The 19,821-nt window shown below is 57.7% G+C and carries 18 protein-coding genes; 10 read left to right on the forward strand and 8 right to left on the reverse strand.

Annotation, left to right across the window (positions count from 1 at the left end; all coding sequences use genetic code 11):
- Window positions 1–7 precede the first annotated feature (7 nt).
- The 5 genes from BM320_RS04320 to BM320_RS04340 form a co-directional block, all read right to left on the reverse strand.
- Window positions 8–490, reverse strand: coding sequence for a hypothetical protein (locus BM320_RS04320; RefSeq protein ID WP_090196880.1), 483 nt, complete (start codon window positions 488–490; stop codon window positions 8–10).
- Between the two features lie 10 nt (window positions 491–500).
- Entirely contained in the window at window positions 501–3,944 is a 3,444-nt protein-coding gene (locus BM320_RS04325; RefSeq protein WP_090196883.1) for a pyruvate carboxylase, read from the reverse strand.
- A 77-nt stretch (window positions 3,945–4,021) separates the two neighbouring features.
- On the reverse strand, window positions 4,022–5,152 hold the full coding sequence (locus tag BM320_RS04330) for an alpha-hydroxy acid oxidase (RefSeq protein ID WP_090196885.1): 1,131 nt from the start codon (window positions 5,150–5,152) through the stop codon (window positions 4,022–4,024).
- A 24-nt stretch (window positions 5,153–5,176) separates the two neighbouring features.
- Window positions 5,177–5,587, reverse strand: coding sequence for a ribbon-helix-helix domain-containing protein (locus BM320_RS04335; protein WP_090196888.1), 411 nt, complete (start codon window positions 5,585–5,587; stop codon window positions 5,177–5,179).
- A gap of 18 nt (window positions 5,588–5,605) precedes the next feature.
- Window positions 5,606–6,163: a DJ-1/PfpI family protein gene (locus BM320_RS04340; protein ID WP_242650950.1), complete on the reverse strand. Its 558-nt coding sequence runs from the start codon at window positions 6,161–6,163 to the stop codon at window positions 5,606–5,608.
- 141 nt (window positions 6,164–6,304) lie between these two features.
- Between BM320_RS04340 and BM320_RS04345 the strand changes: the two genes are divergently transcribed.
- Window positions 6,305–8,707 carry an ATP-dependent helicase gene (locus BM320_RS04345; protein WP_090196891.1) on the forward strand — a complete coding sequence of 801 codons (2,403 nt, stop codon included), beginning with the start codon at window positions 6,305–6,307 and terminating at the stop codon, window positions 8,705–8,707.
- 59 nt (window positions 8,708–8,766) lie between these two features.
- Here BM320_RS04345 and BM320_RS04350 read toward each other — a convergent pair whose 3' ends face one another.
- A complete protein-coding gene (locus BM320_RS04350; RefSeq protein WP_090196894.1) occupies window positions 8,767–9,366 on the reverse strand; it encodes a LysE family translocator in 600 nt (199 codons plus the stop codon).
- A gap of 72 nt (window positions 9,367–9,438) precedes the next feature.
- On the opposite strand from BM320_RS04350, the gene BM320_RS04355 reads away from it, so the two are divergent.
- A complete protein-coding gene (locus tag BM320_RS04355) occupies window positions 9,439–9,891 on the forward strand; it encodes an Lrp/AsnC family transcriptional regulator (protein ID WP_090196896.1) in 453 nt (150 codons plus the stop codon).
- Here BM320_RS04355 and BM320_RS04360 read toward each other — a convergent pair.
- Together BM320_RS04360 and BM320_RS04370 are read right to left on the reverse strand one after the other, a co-directional pair.
- Window positions 9,888–10,280, reverse strand: a complete 393-nt coding sequence (locus tag BM320_RS04360) for a group III truncated hemoglobin (RefSeq protein ID WP_090196898.1) — start codon at window positions 10,278–10,280, stop codon at window positions 9,888–9,890. The two genes, BM320_RS04355 and BM320_RS04360, sit on opposite strands and share 4 nt — an antisense overlap.
- 362 nt (window positions 10,281–10,642) lie before the next feature.
- Entirely contained in the window at window positions 10,643–10,858 is a 216-nt protein-coding gene (locus tag BM320_RS04370; RefSeq protein WP_090196904.1) for a DUF1127 domain-containing protein, read from the reverse strand.
- Window positions 10,859–11,112: 254 nt separating this feature from the next.
- Between BM320_RS04370 and BM320_RS04375 the strand changes: the two genes are divergently transcribed.
- From BM320_RS04375 to BM320_RS04410, 8 genes are all read left to right on the forward strand, one after another.
- On the forward strand, window positions 11,113–12,186 hold the full coding sequence (locus BM320_RS04375) for an Mrp/NBP35 family ATP-binding protein (protein WP_090196907.1): 1,074 nt from the start codon (window positions 11,113–11,115) through the stop codon (window positions 12,184–12,186).
- Window positions 12,183–12,668, forward strand: coding sequence for a GNAT family N-acetyltransferase (locus BM320_RS04380; protein ID WP_090196909.1), 486 nt, complete (start codon window positions 12,183–12,185; stop codon window positions 12,666–12,668). Before BM320_RS04375 ends, BM320_RS04380 begins: the two co-directional genes overlap by 4 nt.
- A gap of 625 nt (window positions 12,669–13,293) precedes the next feature.
- Window positions 13,294–13,788: a division/cell wall cluster transcriptional repressor MraZ gene (locus BM320_RS04385; protein ID WP_090196911.1), complete on the forward strand. Its 495-nt coding sequence runs from the start codon at window positions 13,294–13,296 to the stop codon at window positions 13,786–13,788.
- Window positions 13,789–13,797: 9 nt separating this feature from the next.
- Window positions 13,798–14,778, forward strand: coding sequence for a 16S rRNA (cytosine(1402)-N(4))-methyltransferase RsmH (gene rsmH / locus BM320_RS04390; protein ID WP_090200350.1), 981 nt, complete (start codon window positions 13,798–13,800; stop codon window positions 14,776–14,778).
- Window positions 14,779–15,138: a cell division protein FtsL gene (ftsL, locus tag BM320_RS04395; RefSeq protein WP_090196914.1), complete on the forward strand. Its 360-nt coding sequence runs from the start codon at window positions 14,779–14,781 to the stop codon at window positions 15,136–15,138.
- A complete protein-coding gene (locus BM320_RS04400) occupies window positions 15,135–16,919 on the forward strand; it encodes a peptidoglycan D,D-transpeptidase FtsI family protein (protein WP_090196916.1) in 1,785 nt (594 codons plus the stop codon). Before ftsL ends, BM320_RS04400 begins: the two co-directional genes overlap by 4 nt.
- Window positions 16,920–16,930: 11 nt before the next feature.
- Complete coding sequence (locus BM320_RS04405) at window positions 16,931–18,415, forward strand: UDP-N-acetylmuramoyl-L-alanyl-D-glutamate--2,6-diaminopimelate ligase (protein WP_090196919.1); 1,485 nt, start codon at window positions 16,931–16,933, stop codon at window positions 18,413–18,415.
- Window positions 18,412–19,815 carry a UDP-N-acetylmuramoyl-tripeptide--D-alanyl-D-alanine ligase gene (locus BM320_RS04410; protein WP_090196922.1) on the forward strand — a complete coding sequence of 468 codons (1,404 nt, stop codon included), beginning with the start codon at window positions 18,412–18,414 and terminating at the stop codon, window positions 19,813–19,815. The genes BM320_RS04405 and BM320_RS04410 overlap by 4 nt, the downstream gene beginning before the upstream one ends.
- The last annotated feature ends 6 nt before the right edge of the window (window positions 19,816–19,821 follow it).

The following is a 19,821-nucleotide window of genomic DNA, read 5'->3' on the forward strand; positions in this document are numbered from 1 at the left end:
ATTACCTTTACTGCCAGTCGGTTGGCAGTGTTTGATCGCTAAGAATGCCATCCAAAAAGAACAGGGAACTGCCGGATAATCGCGCGCCTAAATTGCCAAAATGTGCCCCGCCATCCGATTTGATAAGATCCCAATCGATGATCATGGAAGGGGCAATAGTCACGCGGCGATTAAAGAACACGGGATAATCACGGTTGGTAGGGACGATTTGCGCGGTTACATTTCCGTCCTCGGATTTTGCAAAGCTGTTAACCAGATAGGGCGCAAGACATGGCTCGGCACCGTCGCGTTTCACAGCGACAAGCAGGAATGCGCTCAGGTTTTGGTGCGCGTTGCCATCGGTGTCAAAGGCATTGCGCAAGACGACCTGCCAGCTTTCGGCCACCGCTTCGGTCTGTTCCGTGATGCCTGGCCTGCCTTCACACAGCAGCGGTTGTGCATTGGCGCTTGGGGCGGCAACGAGTGCCGCGCCAAGCAATGTCATGCGCATGATCGTACGCCTATTCAAACTCGACCAGCAAATCCTTGGCGTCGATCTGGCTGCCGGGTTGGACGTTGACCGCTTTGATCACCGCGTCACGTTCGGCGTGGATCCCTGTTTCCATCTTCATGGCTTCGATGGTCAACAAAAGGTCGCCTTCTTTGACGGCCTTGCCGGCAATCGCTGCCACGGTCGCCACAACGCCGGGCATTGGTGCTCCGATGTGGTTGGGATTGCCCAGTTCCGCCTTGGGGCGCGATACCTTGTCAGCCGCAGCGAGACGGTTCAGCACACGGATCGCGCGGGGTTGGCCGTTGAGTTCAAAGAACACTTTGACTTCGCCGTCTTCGTTCATCTCGGATACAGCCTGCATCCGGATTTCAAGCGTCTTGCCGGGGTCGATTTCGGCTGCGATTTCTTCGCCCGGTTCCATGCCGTAAAAGAAAGTCCGTGTCGGCAATGTGCGCACGGGGCCATAAAGCTGATGACGTGTGGTGTAATCGGTGAACACCTTTGGATACATCAGGTAACCGTTCAGGTCTTCGTCGTCGATGATAACATCTTCGAATTGCTCTTGCAGCGCGGCTTTGGTCGCGGCCAGATCAACGGCTGGCAGCGATTTTCCAGGACGTTCCGTGATCGGCTTTTCACCTTTCAGCACTTTCTTCTGGATCGCTTTCGGCCAGCCGCCGGGCGGTTGCCCAAGGCTACCGCGCATCATGTCCACAACACTGTCGGGGAAAACCACATCGGTTTTGGGGTCTTCAACTTGTGCGCGGGTCAGGTTTTGGGAAACCATCATCAGGGCCATGTCGCCCACAACTTTGGACGATGGCGTCACTTTGACGATATCGCCAAACATCTGGTTCACATCCGCATAGGTCTGCGCAACCTCGTGCCAGCGCTCTTCTAGCCCCAATGAACGTGCCTGTGCCTTGAGGTTGGTGAACTGGCCACCGGGCATTTCGTGCAGGTAAACTTCGGAGGCAGGGGCCTGAAGACCGGATTCAAACGCCGCGTAATGTTCGCGCACCTGTTCGAAGTAATTGCTGATTTCGCGGATTGCCTTGATATCAAGGCCTGTGTCGCGCGCGTCACCGCGCAGGGCTTCGACGATTGACCCCAAGGTCGGTTGCGATGTGTTCCCAGAGAACGAATCCATCGCAGCATCGACACAGTCCACACCCGCCGCAGAGGCCGCCAGAACGGTCGCGATTGATGCGCCGGAGGTGTCATGCGTGTGGAAATGAATCGGCAGGCCGACTTCTTCCTTGAGTGCGGTAATCAGGGTCTTGGCGGCGGCGGGTTTCATCAGCCCTGCCATGTCTTTAAGACCCAGCACATGTGCACCGGCAGCTTCCAGCTCGCGCGCCATGCCGATGTAATATTTCAGGTCGTATTTCGCACGTTCAGGGTCAAGCACATCACCTGTGTAACAGATCGTGCCTTCGATGACTTTGCCCGCCTTGCCAACGGCATCCATCGCAACGCGCATGTTTTCAACCCAGTTCAGGCTGTCAAACACGCGGAATACATCAACGCCGGATGTTGCGGCCTGCGCAACAAAGCTTTGCACCACATTGTCAGGATAGTTGGTGTAACCCACGCCGTTGGACGCGCGTAAAAGCATCTGCGTCATGATGTTTGGCATGGCCGCACGGATATCACGCAGGCGCTGCCAAGGGCATTCTTGCAAGAACCGGTAGGCCACATCAAACGTCGCGCCACCCCAGCATTCCACACTGAACAGCTGGTTCATTTTGGTGGCATAGGCAGGGGCTGCGTTGATCATGTCAATCGACCGCATCCGTGTGGCCAGCAATGACTGGTGACCGTCGCGCATGGTTGTGTCGGTGATCAGCAGTTGTTTCTGGTCGCGCATCCAGTCGGCAACGGCTTCGGGGCCGTAATCGTCAAGAATGTTGCGCGTGCCGGGGGTGACATCTGATGTGGGCTTGACCGGTGGTTTTGGCGGTTTCACATCCGCGGCAGGGCGCGCACGTCCGACGGTTTCTGGGTGCCCGTTCACGGTGATATCGGCGATATAGGTCAACAGCTTTGTCGCGCGGTCGCGGCGTTTGCTGAAGTTGAACAGATCCGGCGTCTGGTCAATGAATTTCGTGTGATATTCATTGTTCAGGAATGTCGGGTGTTTCAGCAGGTTTTCGACAAAGGCGATATTGGTCGATACTCCGCGAATGCGGAATTCGCGCAACGCACGGTCCATCCGCGCAATCGCCATTTCTGGCGTGGGGGCGCGGGCAGTGACCTTGGTCAGCAGACTGTCGTAATAGCGGGTGATTACAGCGCCCGAATAGGCGGTGCCACCATCAAGCCGGATACCCGGACCCGTGGCCGAACGGTACATCTGGATGCGGCCGTAATCAGGGATAAAGTTGTTTTGCGGATCTTCGGTTGTGACGCGGCATTGCAGCGCGTGCCCATCCAGTTTGACGTCATATTGTGACGCGCAGCCTGTGGCCTCGACCAAAGATTTGCCTTCGGCGATCAGGATTTGCGCACGTACGATGTCGATCCCTGTGACTTCTTCTGTCACGGTGTGTTCGACCTGAACACGCGGGTTGACTTCGATGAAGTAGAATTCACCGTTGTCCATATCCATCAGGAATTCGACGGTGCCTGCGCATTCGTAATCCACATGTTGGCAGATTTTCTTGCCCAGATTGCACAGCTGTTCGCGTTGCGTACCCGAAAGATAGGGGGCAGGGGCGCGTTCAACGACCTTTTGGTTGCGGCGCTGCACCGAACAGTCGCGTTCCCAAAGGTGGTAAATCTGGCCGTGGCTATCGCCCAAGATTTGCACTTCAACGTGGCGGGCCTTGATGATCATCTTTTCAAGATAACCTTCGCCGTTGCCAAAGGCGGCTTCGGCTTCTCGGCGGCCTTCGCGGACTTTTTCTTCCAGTTCGGATTCGTTCATGATCGGGCGCATACCGCGGCCACCGCCACCCCAAGACGCCTTGAGCATCAAAGGATAGCCCACTTCGGCGGCTTGTTTCTTGACCTTTTCCATATCATCGCCCAGCACTTCGGTGGCGGGGATAACCGGAACACCGGCCGCAATTGCAACGTCACGCGCGCTGGCCTTATCGCCAAGCTGGCGCATCGTCGCGGCTTTGGGACCGATAAATGTGATGCCGTTTTTGGTGCAAGCATCCACAAAATCAGGGTTTTCCGACAAAAGCCCGTAACCGGGGTGGATCGCGTCAGCGCCTGACATTTTGGCAACGCGGATGATCTCGTCGATGGAAAGATAAGCGGCGACAGGGCCCATGCCCTCGCCGATGCGGTAGGCTTCGTCGGCTTTAAAGCGGTGTAGGCCAAGTTTGTCTTCTTCGGCATAGACGGCGACCGTCTTTTTGCCCATTTCATTTGCAGCCCGCATGATCCGGATCGCGATTTCACCGCGGTTTGCGATTAGAATTTTTTTAAACTCAGCCATTGCTCATCCCTTTGCAGTTGCAGCATTGTTGAATGCTGACGCAGAATTGTCCAGCCCACCCGACACGGACGCACGGGCTATAGCGCGGCTTGCCGTAGATCGGCAAGGTGGTGTGCGCCCAATTGTCCCATGTTGCTGATCATGTCTTGACGCAAGATGTCCACGACATGCGCAGCGCCCGCTTCGCCAAGTGCGGCCAACCCATAGTGAAATGCGCGCCCCAGCATCACAAAGTCAGCGCCCAAAGAAATCGCGCGCAAGATATCAAGCCCGCCCTCAACGCCGCTATCAAAGATCAGCGGCAGCGTGGTCGCCGCACGAATAGCGGGCAACACGTCAATCGACGCGGCACAGCCGTCAAACTGGCGGCCCGCGTGATTGCTGACCCAGATCGCATCAACACCTTCGTCGCCAAGACGGGCGGCATCATCGGGGTTGGTCACGCCTTTGACAATCAGCGGCCCGTCCCAATGGTCGCGCAGCCACGTCAGATAATCCCAATCGGGCGAGGTCCGCAAAAGATAGCCGATATGCTGGGTCGAGGGCAGGGCGGTTTTGATGTTCGAATAGCTTTCCATCAGGCGCAGCCGTGGCATACCCGTTTTGCGAATACCGTTCAGCCATGCGGGACATTGCGCCGCCTGCAGTGCAAGCCGCGGCGTCAGTTTGGGTGGATTGGTCATGCCGCCGCGTGTCTGGCGTTCGCGCCGCGAAGCAACAGGCACATCAACGGTCAGCACAAGTGTATGAAATCCGGACGCTTTTGCGCGTTTCAGGATGTCTTTGCGAATGTCGGGGTCACGCGGCGGGTATAGCTGGAACCAGCCTTGGTCCCCCGCATGGGGGCCGACATCTTCGGGCAATTGGCTGGCAACGGTGGACAACGTATAGGGGATTTGCGCCGCCGCCGCTGTGCGCGCCAGCATCTGTTCCGCCCCTGGCCAGATCAGCCCCGACATGCCTACGGGGGCAATGCCGATGGGCAGCGGATAGGATTTTCCCAAAAATTCCGTACCCAGATCAGGGTCAAATTCCCCGTGTAAAATCGACGGTTTCAACAACACCTGATCCAGCGATGTGCGGTTGCGCCTTTGCGTCGCCTCATTCCCTGTCGCACTATCCAGATATTCCCAGACAAAATGCGGAATGCGGGCGCGCGCACGGGCCTTAAGGTCGGAAATCGCGGGGTATTTGCTATGTAAATTCATCCGCGCAAAATAGCGCAGGATTATCTAACTTGAAAGCCGCGAAGTCCGAAGCTGATCGACGGGTTGAATGTGCTGCTGCGCACGTGCGTGATCGCGCGCGGTCTCGCGGCTCAGGATATCGCCCGCCGCCAGATCCCCCAGCGCCGTGTCACTGCCCCGCGCAAATTCCGCATCCGCAATCAGCGACAGATACCGCCCGCAACAGACCCGCAAGAATGACGTGAAATTGCCGATATCATGGCCCGCGTCCAGCGATTCAAAATAGAGGCGGGTTATTAATTGGTTGACGGTCATGGCGTCCCGATGCGCGATTTCATCCAAAATCGACCAGAAAAATTCCTCGATCCGGATGGAGGTCGCAACCCCGTCAATCCGTAGCGATTTCGTCCGGCTGATCCATTTTGCGCTATCCGCGCCGATAAAAAGTTCACACATCGGGGGCCTCGTCGGTTTTTACAGCAGCGCCATAAACTGTTGCAGCCATGCAGGGTGCGCGGGCCATGCGGGCGCTGTCACCAGATTGCCATCGGTATGGGCTTCTGTCACCTCGATATCGGCAAATGTGCCGCCGGCTTGGCGTACTTCGGGGGCGCAGGCGGGGTAGGCCGAACAGGTGCGCCCGTTCAAAACGCCCGCCGCCGTCAGGATTTGCGCGCCGTGGCAAACCGCTGCCACAGGTTTATCCGCGTCAAAGAAATGGCGCACATGGGCCAGCACATCATCATTCAGCCGCAGATATTCCGGCGCGCGCCCGCCCGGGATGATCAACGCGTCATAGCTCGTCACATCAATATCAGCGAATGTCGCATTCAGCGCAAAATTATGTCCGCGTTTTTCGGTATAGGTCTGGTCGCCCTCAAAATCATGGATCGAGGTCGGCACCGTATCGCCCGCAACCTTATCAGGGCAGACCGCATCAACGCTATGGCCGCAGGCCAGCAGGGTTTGAAACGGGACCATTGTTTCATAGTCTTCGGTGAAATCACCGGTGATCATCAGAACTTTTGCCATCATATCCTCCATTAGTTGGCTGGTGGTGACGATAGCGCGCAGGACCTATGCGCGGGTGGTAAGCGGATACTACAAATAATTGACGGGAACATAATAAGAACAAGGCTTTTCCTGCGCGGCAATTACCGCTATGAAATTCCCATGAATGATTTTTCCGAAGAAGACGCCTTTGAAGCCGCCGTCCCGCTTAGCCAACGGGCAATGGCACGGCCCGCGATGCCTGATTTTGATCTATCAGGATTGAACGCAGCACAGCGCGAGGCGGTTGAGACAGTGAATGGTCCGGTTTTGATGCTGGCGGGCGCAGGCACCGGAAAAACCAAGGCGCTGACAACGCGGATTGCTTACCTATTGGCAAAGGGACACGCGCAGCCACATGAAATTCTTGCGGTGACCTTTACGAACAAAGCCGCGCGCGAGATGAAAAACCGGATCGGCGGTTTGATTGGTGATGCCCAAGAGGGCATGCGCTGGCTTGGCACATTTCATTCAGTTTGTGTCAAACAACTGCGCCGCCATGCGGAACTGGTTGGGTTAAAATCCGGCTTTACGATTCTGGATACCGACGACCAAATCCGCCTGATGAAACAACTGATCGACGCCGCAGGGATTGACGCAAAACGCTGGCCGCCGCGCATGTTGTCGGGGATCATTGATGCGTGGAAAAACAAGGCATGGACACCTGACAAGGTGCCTGCAAGCGATAGTGCGGCCTTTGATAGCCAAGCCGTGCCGCTCTACATTGCCTATCAGCGCCGTTTGCTGGAACTGAATGCCGTCGATTTTGGCGATATTTTGTTGCATATGGTCACGATTTTTCAGACCCATCCGGATATTTTGCAGCAGTATCAACGCTGGTTCCGCTATATTCTGGTGGACGAATACCAAGATACCAACGTCGCGCAGTACCTCTGGCTGCGCTTGCTCGCGCAGGGGCATAAAAACATCTGCTGCGTGGGCGATGATGACCAGTCGATCTATGGCTGGCGCGGCGCTGAGGTCGGCAATATCTTGCGGTTTGAATCTGATTTTCCGGGCGCGCATGTCGTGCGGCTCGAGGAAAACTACCGCTCGACCCCGCATATTCTGGCGGCGGCATCGGGTGTGATCGCGGGGAATAGGGACCGTCTGGGTAAGACGCTGTTTACCGCGCGCGAGGATGGCGAAAAGGTCCGCCTGACCGGCTATTGGGACGGCGACGAAGAGGCGCGATCCATTGGCGATGATATCGAATCCATGCAGCGCGGCACGCGTGGGATGGACCCGATTGGTCTTGATAGCATGGCGATTCTCGTCCGCGCGTCCCACCAAATGCGCGCGTTCGAGGATCGGTTTTTATCAATCGGCCTGCCTTACCGTGTGATCGGCGGCCCGCGATTTTATGAGCGGATGGAGATCCGCGACGCGATGGCCTATTTCCGCCTTGCGGTCAGCCATGATGATGATCTGGCGTTTGAACGGGTGGTCAATACGCCCAAACGCGGGCTTGGTGAAAAGGCCGTGCAGATGATCCAGCGCACCGCGCGCGACAATAATCTGTCCTTGGTCGAAGGCGCGCGGATTGTCTGCCAGAACCGGCTTCTGGGCGGTAAGGGGCTGAAAGAGCTGACGAAATTTGTCGCCGACCTAGATCGTTGGCATGACGCAGTCTACCCTGACTCTACGCCGATGATCGACGATGATGCCGTTCTGGACGATGGGTTCGCGACCCCAGTCACGACATATGACCACATCGCGCTGGCCGAGATGATTTTGGATGAAAGCGGCTATACCGGCTATTGGCAAAACGACAAAACGCCCGAAGCCCCCGGTCGGCTGGAGAACCTCAAAGAACTGGTGAAGGCGCTAGAGAATTTTGAAAACCTGCAAGGGTTTTTGGAACACGTCAGCCTGATCATGGAAAATGAGACCGAGGAGCAGGGCGAGAAGGTCAGCATCATGACGCTGCACGCCGCCAAAGGGCTGGAATTTCCTGTGGTTTTCTTGCCCGGTTGGGAAGAAGGGTTGTTTCCGTCGCAGCGCTCGATGGATGAAAGCGGGCTTAAGGGGCTCGAGGAAGAACGCCGCCTTGCCTATGTGGGCATCACGCGCGCGGAAGAAATCTGCGCTATTTCTTTTGCGTCGAACCGGCGGGTTTACGGCCAATGGCAGTCGCAATTGCCTTCGCGCTTTGTTGATGAATTGCCGCCCGCGCATGTGGATGTGCTGACGCCGTCGGGGCTAAGCAGCGGCGCGGGCATGGTGGCATCTGAATTGCACGACAGGGCGCATTCGGCAGATGTCTATAATTCGCCCGGCTGGAAACGGCTGCAATCGCGGGGCCAGACGCCCAATGCGCCGCGCGCACAAAGCATCACGATCAATGCGACAGCAGAATGCGCGTTTGTTGCAGGCGACCGCGTGTTTCACCAAAAATTCGGCTATGGCAATGTTGACGGGATTGAGGGCGATAAGCTGTTGATTAGTTTTGACAAAGCAGGGATCAAACATGTTGTCGCGCGGTTTGTTGTCAGCGCGGATGCCGCTGATGATGTGCCGTTCTAGGTGCAGGGTTTTTCGCGAAAAACTGCCGCCAGATCCGTTTTCGCGAAAACGGATCGCTGTCAATGTCGCAAAATCGGGTAGAGCGATGCGATCAACAGCAATGCCATTGTCACGTTGAACACCCGCAAGCGGCGCGCGCTGCCTAGCCAGCGCCTGACCTGTACGCCGGACCATGCCCAAATCGAAACGGACGGCAGGTTTACCGCCGCAAACACAATTGCCACAATCAGCGCGCCGACAAACACCCCCCGGTCTTGCGGGGCGTAGGCGCTGATCGCGGTCACCGCCATCGACCAGGCTTTGGGGTTGACCCATTGAAATGCTGCCGCCTGCAAAAAGGTAAACGGCGACCCGCTCGCCTTGCTTTGGCCGGGCGGTGCTGCATTGGCGATTTTCCAAGCCAGCCAGAGCATATATCCAAGGCTTAACACCTTCAGGACAGTGTTGAGCACGGGAAACTGTTCAAATAGCTGCAACAGCACCAAGCCCATCACAACCACCATAAACGCATGCCCCAGCGATATCCCCAGCATATGGGGCAGCGTGCGCCGAAAACCATAGTTTGCGCCCGATGCCATGAGCATCAGGTTGTTGGGCCCCGGTGTGACCGAGGTCACAAAGGCAAAGGCGACCAGCGCCGTGAGTATTTCATATTCCATAGTGCAATAATGCGTGTAAAATGGCGCAATGAAACGCCTTAATTGGCGTCTATTCTGGGATTGTTGCAACATATGTCGGAAATTGACGAAATTGACCGCAAGATATTGCGTGTCATATCGCAAGACGGGCGGATCAGTAATTTACATCTGGCGGATCAGGTTGGGCTGTCGCCTTCGGCCTGTTTGCGCCGTGTGCAAGAGTTGGAGCGAAGCAAGGTGATCCGCGGCTATCGCGCGCGGCTTGATCCGGCGCAAACGGGGCGGGCCTATGTGGTTTACGTGGCCGTTGGGCTTTCGGAACATACAAAATCCGCGCAAGAAGGGTTTGAACGTGCAATGGCCCGTGCCCCGCAGGTCGCCGAATGCCACAATGTTGCGGGCGCGTTCGAATATATGCTGCGAGTCGAGGTCGCGGATCTGCCCGCCTACAAGGCATTTCACACTGATATTTTGGGAACTGTGCCGCATGTACGCGCGATTACAAGCTATATGGTGATGGGCACGTCAAAGGATTTGCGCGCCTAGGAAAGGTTTGGCGGCCCTTCAATCGGGGCCAAGCCATAGCTTAACCCGCGCCCGATTCGGTGGGCCAAAGCCGACCAAGATTGCGCTGTTACGGGTGACAGTTTTTGCGCCAGCACCCGATCAAAATGCCCAAGCCAAATGTCAAAATGCGCGGGTGCGACGTTGCCCGCCTGCATATGCGCGGCCATCGGATTGCCGTCATAGCTGCGTTCAAACAGGATAGCATTGCGCCAGAATCGCGCAATTTTTTCTTCGTGGGCAGGCCAGTCTGCCACATGTTTTGCGAAAACGGGGCCAAGCACGGGGTCAGCGCGCACCACCGCATAAAACGCGGCAACAACCTGCGCGATTTCATCGGCGGAAACGGGAAAACGGGGAGGTATGCTCATGGGGTATATCTATCGCCGCGCCTGATTGTTCTGCAATTGAGAAAAATGTCGCGCCCACAAAAAAACGGTCATGCCCGGGAGGAGGTGGGCATGACCGTCTCTATGATCAGCGTCTGCTTACTCTGGGAGGAGAAGAGCCAGACGCTTCCTCGCTGGCGTTGCTCGGGAGGAGGTGAGCGCGGCCTGCGGTATGATCGGTTCCGCCGGGAGGAGGTGGCGGTTCCGAAGCTGGTGTAAAGCGGCGACATTCGGGAGGAGGTGAATGTCGCCACCTTAAGTGTGACCCAAACTCAGGGAGGAGGCGAGATTGGGTCTTTCAGATCTGCCTTTTCAGGGAGGAAGCGGCAGATCCGATCCGTAAATTACTTACCGTATGCAGCTTCCAGAGCGATACGTTTGATGTCTGAACGACCCAAGCCAAGATCAGCAAGGTCGCGGTTTGTCAGCGATTGCAGCTCGTTGTAGGTTGTTGAGTAAACCTTGTTTGCTGCGATTTTGTTTGCGACTTCAGCGCGGAATGCTGCGAAACGTGCGGCGAATGAAACGCCTGCGAATTGTGTTTGTGCTTGGTAGGCCATTGTGTTTTCTCGTTCATCTTTAGTGCGTCGTTGCGACCCATGTCGCTTTGTTGTCCTCTTTATGAACGACAATGCTGCAGTTGCACAACGGACGATTGGGCAATGCTGCTATGCAGAAAATGCATAAGCAGTGCTGACCTAGCGTCATGTTTCTGTCACAATTTCAATAGTCTGGCAGCTTGGACTTGCGGTTTGCACAAGATGTGCCAGAACTTGACTGTAAATTAGACTGTTTGGAAAAATCGGAGCCGCAGATGTCAGTAACGCATGATGAAATTTTAGGCGAACTCGCGCGATTGGTTTTGCCGGACGGCGAGTCAATCGTATCACGTGACATGGTGCGTGCACTGAATATTGATTCAGGAGCGGTGCGATTCGTGATCGAGGCGAAAGACCCGCAAGAGGCCGCCAAGATGGAGCCGATCCGCAAAGCCGCCGAAGATCTTGTGGGAAAAATGGCTGGCGTCAGTTCTGTCTCGGTCATCTTGACCGCGCATGGGCCGGCGCCCAAGGCGCCTGAAGCGCCGTCATTAAAGATTGGTCGGCATCCGACCCCGCAGGCAGGTCCCGCATCCGTTCCTGGCGTGAACCGCATTCTGGCAATCGGGTCCGGCAAAGGCGGCGTTGGCAAATCGACAGTATCATCCAACCTTGCGGTGGCTTTGGCCCGCGAAGGGCGTCGCGTGGGGTTGCTTGACGCTGATATCTATGGCCCGAGCCAGCCACGCATGATGGGCGTCAGTAAACGCCCCGCCAGCCCTGACGGGAAAACGATCATTCCGCTGCAAGCACATGGCGTCACAGTGATGTCGATCGGGCTGATGGTTGACCCCGACAAGGCCGTGGTCTGGCGCGGCCCGATGCTCATGGGGGCGTTGCAGCAGATGCTGGGTCAGGTGGCATGGGGTGAATTGGACGTCTTGATCATTGATCTGCCGCCTGGCACCGGTGATGTGCAGCTGACGCTTTGCCAAAAGACAAACCTGACTGGCGCGGTTGTGGTTTCAACCCCGCAGGATGTGGCGTTGATTGATGCGCGCAAGGCGATTGATATGTTCAACACCCTTAAAACCCCTGTGCTGGGGTTGATCGAGAACATGTCGACATTCCATTGCCCCAACTGCGGCCACGAATCGCATATTTTCGGGCATGGTGGCGTTGCCGCCGAGGCCGACAAAATGGGTGTGCCTTTGTTGGGTGCTTTGCCGATTGATCTTGATACGCGTCTGGCAGGCGATGCAGGCACGCCCATTGCGGCGGGCGATAGCCCGATGGCTGATGCCTATCGCACGCTTGCCCGCCGCTTTATCGACGGTGGCATGGCGTGATTACGCTTCGCGCAGCAAGGGCCGATGATTGGGATGCAATCTGGCCATTGCTGCGTGATGTGTTTCGCGCGGGCACGACTTATGCGGTTGATCCGCAAATCACCAAGGCTGATGCCCGTGTCTATTGGATGGGGGCGGCGGCCTGCTATGTCGCTGAATCCCCCGACGGGATTGTCGGCACCTACTATATAAAGACCAATCAGGCGGGCGGCGGCGCGCATATCTGCAACTGCGGCTATATTGTTGGAAGCGCCGCGCGCGGGCAGGGGCTTGCGCGCAAGATGTGCGCCCATAGTCAGGATGCGGCGCGCGCGATGGGTTATCTTGCGATTCAGTTCAACTTTGTGCTGGCCAGCAATCATGTCGCCGTCAGGCTGTGGCGTGACATGGGGTTTGCGGTCCTTGGTACGATCCCCGATGCGTTCGTCCACCCGAGCGAAGGCATGGTTGCGGCGCATATCATGCATAAACCGCTGGTATAGCCGCCAAACCACCGCACTTGTGGCGTGTGCGCCACAGAAAATACGCAAGACACGGCAAATCGTGGGAATGTCTGGAATCTAGCTGCGATTCGACCCAAAAGGGATAGGTGGCGGCAATTCCAGAGGTCATGACCCTGCCTGCGCGCACAAATTCCAGAAAATTTTCAAAAATATTTGCCGCGCGGCATGATCCGTGTGCCTACTATATGTAGTTATAGAATTTTATCGTTCCGCTAGAAATGCCCCGCATGGCCGCAAATTTCGTAAGGCGAGTGGCAGAAGGGTCGGCGGATTTCCCCATAAGGTTCCATGAAATCCCAGAAAACTGTTGATCGGGGCGCCGTGACCTGTCAAAACAGATGCACGGAAACGGCGAACACATCTTCAATCGGGGCAAAAGAACCCCAACCGGCAAAGCCAGGTTTCATACAGGCTTCGTCATTTCCGAAAACAGATCCGGCGCGTGAGCGAGCAGACATCCCCCAGGTGGCACGCGCAGCCGGACGTTTCCCCCAACGAGGGGCAAGGCGGCGGATTGTGCAGTGGCAGTTGCGCAACCCGCCGTTTCTACATTCAGCACCGCATGACGCGGTGCGCGGTATTGGGTTAAAGGGACCAAGGGACAGTGGGTCTAAGTTTCACAGGCGAACACACCCAAAAGGTGGACAGCAAGGGACGCATGTCGATCCCCGCTGATTTTCGTCGTGTGCTTGAATCCGGCGATCCTGAATGGACCACAGGGCTTTGCCCGCGCATGTATCTTTTGTACGGCGATCACCTGAAAAATGAATTGCACGGCTATACGGTTGACGAATTCACCACGCTTGTAGACCAGATCAACGCGTTGCCGCGCGGATCGGCCAGCAAGAAAAAGCTGTCACGCCTGATCATTGGGCAATCTATCAAGCTTGATGTTGATAAAGACGGGCGCACCGTGATGCCGATCAAACAGCGCCAGAAACTGGGGCTGACCGACGGTGAATTGAAATTCAGCGGCCTTGGCGACCATTTCGAAATCTGGAAAGCCGAAACATTCGCAGAAGAAATCGCCGATGATATGTCCGATTGGCTGGCCGCGCAGGGCGATGATTTTGATCCATTGAGCCTGCTTGATGAATAGGGGCGCATGATGTCTGATCCTGACAACGGCAAACCGCATATTCCTGTCCTTATCCGGCCGCTCATCGCAGCGGTTTCGCCCGTTTCGGGCGTCTGGATTGATGGCACATTTGGCGCGGGCGGATATACCCGTGAACTGCTGGCAGCGGGCGCCGATCGGGTGATTGGCGTGGACCGTGACCCGCTGGCGTTCGAGATGGCCGAAAGCTGGGCCTCCGCATATGGCGACCGGATCAAGATGCAGCTTGGCACGTTTTCAAAGCTTGACGAATATGCGTCTGATCTTGACGGTGTTGTGCTGGATCTGGGCGTCAGTTCGATGCAGCTTGATCTGGCCGAACGCGGGTTTTCGTTCATGCGTGACGGGCCGCTGGATATGCGCATGTCCCAAGACGGCCCTTCGGCCGCCGACTTGTGCAACACCGCGGACGAAGAAGAACTGGCCGATATTATCTACCTTTACGGCGAAGAACGCGCCTCGCGCCGGATTGCGCGCGCGATTGTGGCGGCGCGCCCGCTCACCACGACCTTGCAACTAGCCAAAATCGTCGAAGGCTGCCTGCCGCGCGCCAAACCCAACCAGTCGCACCCCGCAACCCGCACGTTTCAGGCGCTGCGCATCGCGGTGAACAATGAATACGGTGAACTGGCCGCAGGGCTGATGGCGGCGGAACGCGCGCTTAAACCTGGCGGGCAACTGGCCGTTGTGACCTTTCATTCCGTCGAGGACCGGATGGTAAAGCGGTTCTTGCAGGCCCGTTCCGGCAATACGGCAAACGCCAATCGCTATGCGCCTGAGGTCGCACAAATCACGCCCGCGTTCCGCATCGAAAAACGCAAGGCAATAGGCCCCGATGCGCAGGAACTGGATGAAAACCCGCGGTCGCGTTCGGCCAAGTTGCGCGTCGCGATCCGTACCGATGCGCGGGCGCAGGATATTGATCCGGCAGATTTGGGCATGCCGATGAAAAAGCAGAAAAGGGGGCGGTAGATGCGTGGATTCCTGTTTGTAGTGGCTGCTTTGGCGGTGATGGGGCTGGCGTTCTGGGCCTATCAGGAAAATTACAAAACGCAGGCAACCATGCGCGAAACCCGCGATCTGCATGCGCAAATTGGTGCCGCCCATGAACGGTTGGGGATGTTGCGCGCGGAATGGGCCTATTTGAACCGCCCCGACCGGCTGGCGGATCTGGCCGAGTTGAACTTTGACAGGCTTGAACTGCTGCCGATCATGCCAGAGGCATTTGGCCGCGTGGACCAGATCATTTACCCGTTGCCGCCAATTGCCCCGATCACAAATTCGGTGACCCTTTCAAGCGGAACCATCCTGCCCGCGGATGACGCGCTATGACCCGTACCCCGCTGCGTCCGCTTGCCCGTATTCTGAAGGCCCGCGCATCGGGCGAAAACCCTGACGCGATCGAGGCCGAGAACCTAGCCAAACGCCATGCGGAAATGCATGATAAGGCCCGTCAACGTGCCGAAGGGCGGCTGTTGGTGCTGGGGCTTGCGTTTTTTTGTGCATTCCTGACCATTGGCGCGCGCATGGGCACGCTGGCGTCTTCCGTCCCGATGGAACCACGCGCCGCCACTGTCGGTAATCCGATAATCGGCCAACGCTCTGATATTGTTGACCGCAACGGGCGGATGCTGGCCACGAATCTGGCAACCCATTCGCTTTATGCGCATCCGCGCGACATGATCGACCCCGCCAATGCCGCACGCGGGCTTGCAGCGATTTTTCCCGAGCTGGACGCAGACGCGCTTTATAAGGATTTTACAGGTGACCGCCGGTTCTTGTGGATCAGACGCCAGATCAGCCCCGAACAAATGCAAGCTGTGCACGATATCGGCAGCCCGGGCTTGCTGTTCGGACCGCGCGAAATGCGGCTTTATCCCAACGGGCCGATTGCGGCGCATATTCTAGGCGGTGCCAGTTATGGCCGTGAAGGTGTCGCCAGCGCCGAAGTTATTGGCGTGGCTGGTGTCGAACGCCAGTTTGACGGGTTCCTGCGCGATCCTGCCAACGAAGGCGCGCCGCTGGAATTGTCGATTGATCTGACAGTGCAAGCCGCATCCGAAGAGGTGCTTGCCGGCGGCATGTCGATCATGAGCGCAAAGGGCGCCACGTCGATCCTGATGGATGTGCACACCGGCGAGATTATTTCAATGGTGTCGCTGCCCGACTTTGACCCGAATAACCGCCCGCAGGTTCTGACATCAGGTGACCAGTCTGACAGCCCGCTGTTTAACCGTGCCGTGCAGGGCGTTTACGAATTGGGATCAACGTTCAAAATCTTTGCGGTGGCGCAGGCGCTCGAATTGGGGCTGGTGAATGCCGAAACGATGATCGACACCCAAGGGCCGCTGTCTTGGGGGCGTTTCAGGATCCGCGACTTTCATGACTACGGGCCACAACTGTCAACGACTGATGTGATTGTTGAATCGTCAAACGTCGGCACTGCGCGCATTGCGATGCAGATCGGGGCGGAACGCCAGCGCGAATTCCTTGGCGCGCTCGGGTTCCTACAGCCGACACAGGTTGAAATGGTCGAAGCCCCGACCGGCAAGCCCCTGTTGCCCGCTAACTGGTCCGAACTTTCCGCGATGACAATTTCCTACGGGCACGGGCTATCTTCTTCGCCGCTGCATCTGGCCACTGCCTATGCGTCGATCGCCAATGGCGGGCTGCGGGTCGAACCGACATTGCTGCGCGTTGAAAACCCCGTACCCGGCCCGCGCATCCTGTCAAATGCGGTCAGCCAGTCGGCTGTCAACATGCTGCGGCAGGTTGTTGTGCGCGGCACAGCATCCTTTGGCGAGGTCGCAGGATACGAGGTTGCCGGCAAGACAGGCACTGCTGATAAGGCGCGCGAAAACGGTCGCGGCTATTATGATGACAGGGTCATTGCGACATTTGCATCCGTGTTTCCGGCAAGCGATCCGCAATATGTGTTGATCGTAACACTTGACGAGCCATCCATCTATACATTGGGCGAAGACCGCCGCACCGCAGGTTGGACCGCCGTGCCTGTGGCCGCCGAAATGATACGCCGTATTGCGCCGCTTTTGGGGTTGCGCCCGCATGTGGAATTGGGCGAACCCGTTGGTGTAACACTCACCTCAAACTAGTCGAGGCCGAAATGAAAACTCTGGCGGAACTGGGGCTGACAGCGCAAAACGGGCGCGAGGCCCGGATCGAGGGGCTGACTGTCGACAGCCGCAATGTCACATCCGGTGATCTGTTCGCAGCACTGCCCGGTGCCACTGTGCACGGTGGTAATTTCATCGCCAAGGCCGTTGAACTGGGGGCCGCCGCCATCCTGACCGACACACAAGGCGCGCAGATCGCGCGCGACGTGCTGGCGGCATCGGATGTGGCCGTTATCGTCGCTCAGGATCCGCGCCAGACGCTTGCGCAGACCGCATCGCTTTGGTTTGGTGCGCATCCGCGGACCGTTGTGGCAGTGACCGGCACCAATGGCAAAACATCCGTTTCCACATTCTGTCGCCAGATCTGGGAGGAAATGGACCTGCGCGGCGTCAATATCGGCACCACCGGCGTAGAAGGCGCGTGGACGCATCCGCTAAAACACACAACACCCGAACCGATCACCTTGCACCGCGTCATGGCGCAGGCTGCGCAAAACGGCGTGACCCATGCCGCAATGGAAGCATCAAGCCACGGGCTGGATCAGCGCCGGCTTGATGGTGTGTTTCTGGCTGCGGCGGGTTTTACCAATTTCACCCAGGACCATCTGGATTATCACGCAACCTTTGACGCCTATTTTGACGCGAAGATGGGGCTGTTTACGCGGGTCTTGCCTGATGACGGTGTGGCCGTGATCAACCTTGATGACCCCAAAGGTCCGCTTGTTGCGCAGATATGTGCAGAGCGCGGCCAAGAGGTCATTGGTGTCGGGCGCGACGATCACGCGCGCCTGCGGCTGATGGGCCAGCGTTTTGATGCAACGGGTCAGGATGTGCTGTTTGAATGGCAGGGCAAATCCCACCACGTGCGGCTTGCGCTGATCGGCGGGTTTCAGGCGGATAACGTGCTGTTGGCCGCCGGGCTTGTGATTGCGGCGGGGGCTGATCCGGCAGATGTCTTTGACACGCTGCCGCATCTGGGCACAGTGCATGGCCGGATGGAACTGGCCGCAACGCGCGCAAACGGCGCAGCCGTGTTTGTTGATTATGCGCATACGCCTGACGCGGTGAAAACCGCGCTGACCGCCATGCGCCCGCATGTGATGGGCCGGATTATTGCAATCGTTGGGGCAGGCGGCGACCGCGATACCACCAAGCGCCCGTTGATGGGGGCGGCAGCGGCGCAGAATGCAGATGTGGTGATTGTTTCCGATGACAACCCGCGCTCCGAAGACCCTGCCGCCATCCGCGCCGCCGTTATGGCAGGTGCCGTGACGCAAGGTGGTGCCGCACTGCACGAGGTCGGCGACCGCGCCGAGGCAATCTTGCGCGCCGTTGACATGTTGCGCCCGGGCGACGCGCTCTTGATTGCGGGCAAGGGCCACGAGACGGGCCAGACCATCGGCGATACGGTGCTGCCATTTGATGACGTCGAACAGGCCAGCATGGCCGTTGCTGTTCTGGACGGTATCATATGACAGCGCTTTGGGCCGGCGATGATGTCATTGGCGCAACCGGCGGGCAAGGGCCGGATGGCTGGCAGGCAACGGGTATCAGCATCAATGCGGATGATACGCAGCCGGGTGATTTGTTTATTGCTGTGCAAGGGGACGCAAGGACCGCCTTTGCAAACGGGGCTGTTGCCGCGCTTGTGGTTGAAGCGCTTGATGATCTGGCGCAGCCGCAGATTATTGTCGCTGACACGCTCGCGGCATTGGATGATCTGGCACGCGCCGCGCGTTTCCGCAGTGCGGCAAAGATCGTTGCGGTCACAGGGTCAGTCGGCAAGGCTTCGACCATCGCAATGGTGCAGGTGATCCTTGGCGGGCAGGGCATTTGCCACGCGCGACCTGCGCGCTATCAAAACCGTCTTGACGTGGCTTTATGGCTGGCCACCTTGCCGCCTTTGGCAGATTATGCGGTGGTCAAGATCGGGGCGGACCAGCCCGGTGACATCGCGCGGCTGACACGCCTGACCCAACCGCATGCCGCGCTTGTAACCCGTATCGCCCCTGAACATCTGGCCGCCTTTGGCAGCCTGTCCGCCATTGCCGATGAAAAAGCCGCAATCTTTCAAGGCCTTGCGCCAGGTGGTTGCGGGGTATTCCATGGCGATGACCAACATGCAAAGCAAATGCGCAAATCCGTCGGTCGCGCAAGGCACCTGCGGTTTGGCGGTGCTGGCAACGACTGGAGCCTGCAACGGGTCAAGCTGGGCGAGGCCGTCACCGTGGTGATGGCAAACGGCTGCGGGCAGGACTATTTGTTCAAGCTGGGCGTGCCGGGGCGGCATTTCGCGATGAATGCGCTTGGCGCTTTGGCGGCTGCCACAGCCGTTGGCGCAGACCCTGTGACCGCGACGCTGGATCTTGCACAGTGGACACCGCCTGTCGGGCGCGGCACCCGCGAAACCATCGTGCTTGATCCCGCTAATGATGGCGAAACGCTTTGCCTGATTGACGATGCGCTGAACGCCAATCCAACGTCTGTGGCCACCTCATTCGAGGTAATCGCATCCGCGACGCCGCGCAACAACGTCGGGCGCATCGTCAAGGGCCGCCGGATCGCAATCATCGGGGATATGGCCGATCTGGGCCCGCAATCCGCGCGCATGCACGGCGAACTTGCGCAATGCGACCATATTCAGGCGATCGACCAAATTCACTGTATCGGCCCGCAAATCTATCACCTTTGGCGGGCATTGCCGCTGCACCAACGCGGCCAATGGGCGCAATCGGCGGCCGATTTTGCGCCACATGTTTCAAAGCTGGTCGATGCGGGCGATGTGGTCTTGGTAAAAGGTGCGGCGGGTAGTAAGACCTTTCTGGTCGTTGACGCCATCCGCAAATTGGGGCATCGCCGACCGTTAGAAGAATAGGATTAA

Origin of the sequence: Yoonia tamlensis (assembly GCF_900115105.1) — a bacterium.
Taxonomy (GTDB): Bacteria; Pseudomonadota; Alphaproteobacteria; order Rhodobacterales; family Rhodobacteraceae; genus Yoonia; species Yoonia tamlensis.

Coding starts and splice junctions, on each gene's coding strand:
- ftsL (WP_090196914.1), top strand. CDS start 14,779: ATGCGTGGATTCCTGTTTGTAGTGGCTGCTTTGGCGGTGATGGGGCTG.
- BM320_RS04350 (WP_090196894.1), bottom strand. CDS start 9,366: ATGGAATATGAAATACTCACGGCGCTGGTCGCCTTTGCCTTTGTGACC.
- BM320_RS04355 (WP_090196896.1), top strand. CDS start 9,439: ATGTCGGAAATTGACGAAATTGACCGCAAGATATTGCGTGTCATATCG.
- BM320_RS04320 (WP_090196880.1), bottom strand. CDS start 490: ATGCGCATGACATTGCTTGGCGCGGCACTCGTTGCCGCCCCAAGCGCC.
- BM320_RS04330 (WP_090196885.1), bottom strand. CDS start 5,152: ATGAATTTACATAGCAAATACCCCGCGATTTCCGACCTTAAGGCCCGT.
- BM320_RS04410 (WP_090196922.1), top strand. CDS start 18,412: ATGACAGCGCTTTGGGCCGGCGATGATGTCATTGGCGCAACCGGCGGG.
- BM320_RS04325 (WP_090196883.1), bottom strand. CDS start 3,944: ATGGCTGAGTTTAAAAAAATTCTAATCGCAAACCGCGGTGAAATCGCG.
- BM320_RS04360 (WP_090196898.1), bottom strand. CDS start 10,280: ATGAGCATACCTCCCCGTTTTCCCGTTTCCGCCGATGAAATCGCGCAG.
- rsmH (WP_090200350.1), top strand. CDS start 13,798: ATGTCTGATCCTGACAACGGCAAACCGCATATTCCTGTCCTTATCCGG.
- BM320_RS04370 (WP_090196904.1), bottom strand. CDS start 10,858: ATGGCCTACCAAGCACAAACACAATTCGCAGGCGTTTCATTCGCCGCA.
- BM320_RS04405 (WP_090196919.1), top strand. CDS start 16,931: ATGAAAACTCTGGCGGAACTGGGGCTGACAGCGCAAAACGGGCGCGAG.
- BM320_RS04375 (WP_090196907.1), top strand. CDS start 11,113: ATGTCAGTAACGCATGATGAAATTTTAGGCGAACTCGCGCGATTGGTT.
- BM320_RS04345 (WP_090196891.1), top strand. CDS start 6,305: ATGAATGATTTTTCCGAAGAAGACGCCTTTGAAGCCGCCGTCCCGCTT.
- BM320_RS04335 (WP_090196888.1), bottom strand. CDS start 5,587: ATGTGTGAACTTTTTATCGGCGCGGATAGCGCAAAATGGATCAGCCGG.
- BM320_RS04340 (WP_242650950.1), bottom strand. CDS start 6,163: ATGGCAAAAGTTCTGATGATCACCGGTGATTTCACCGAAGACTATGAA.
- BM320_RS04400 (WP_090196916.1), top strand. CDS start 15,135: ATGACCCGTACCCCGCTGCGTCCGCTTGCCCGTATTCTGAAGGCCCGC.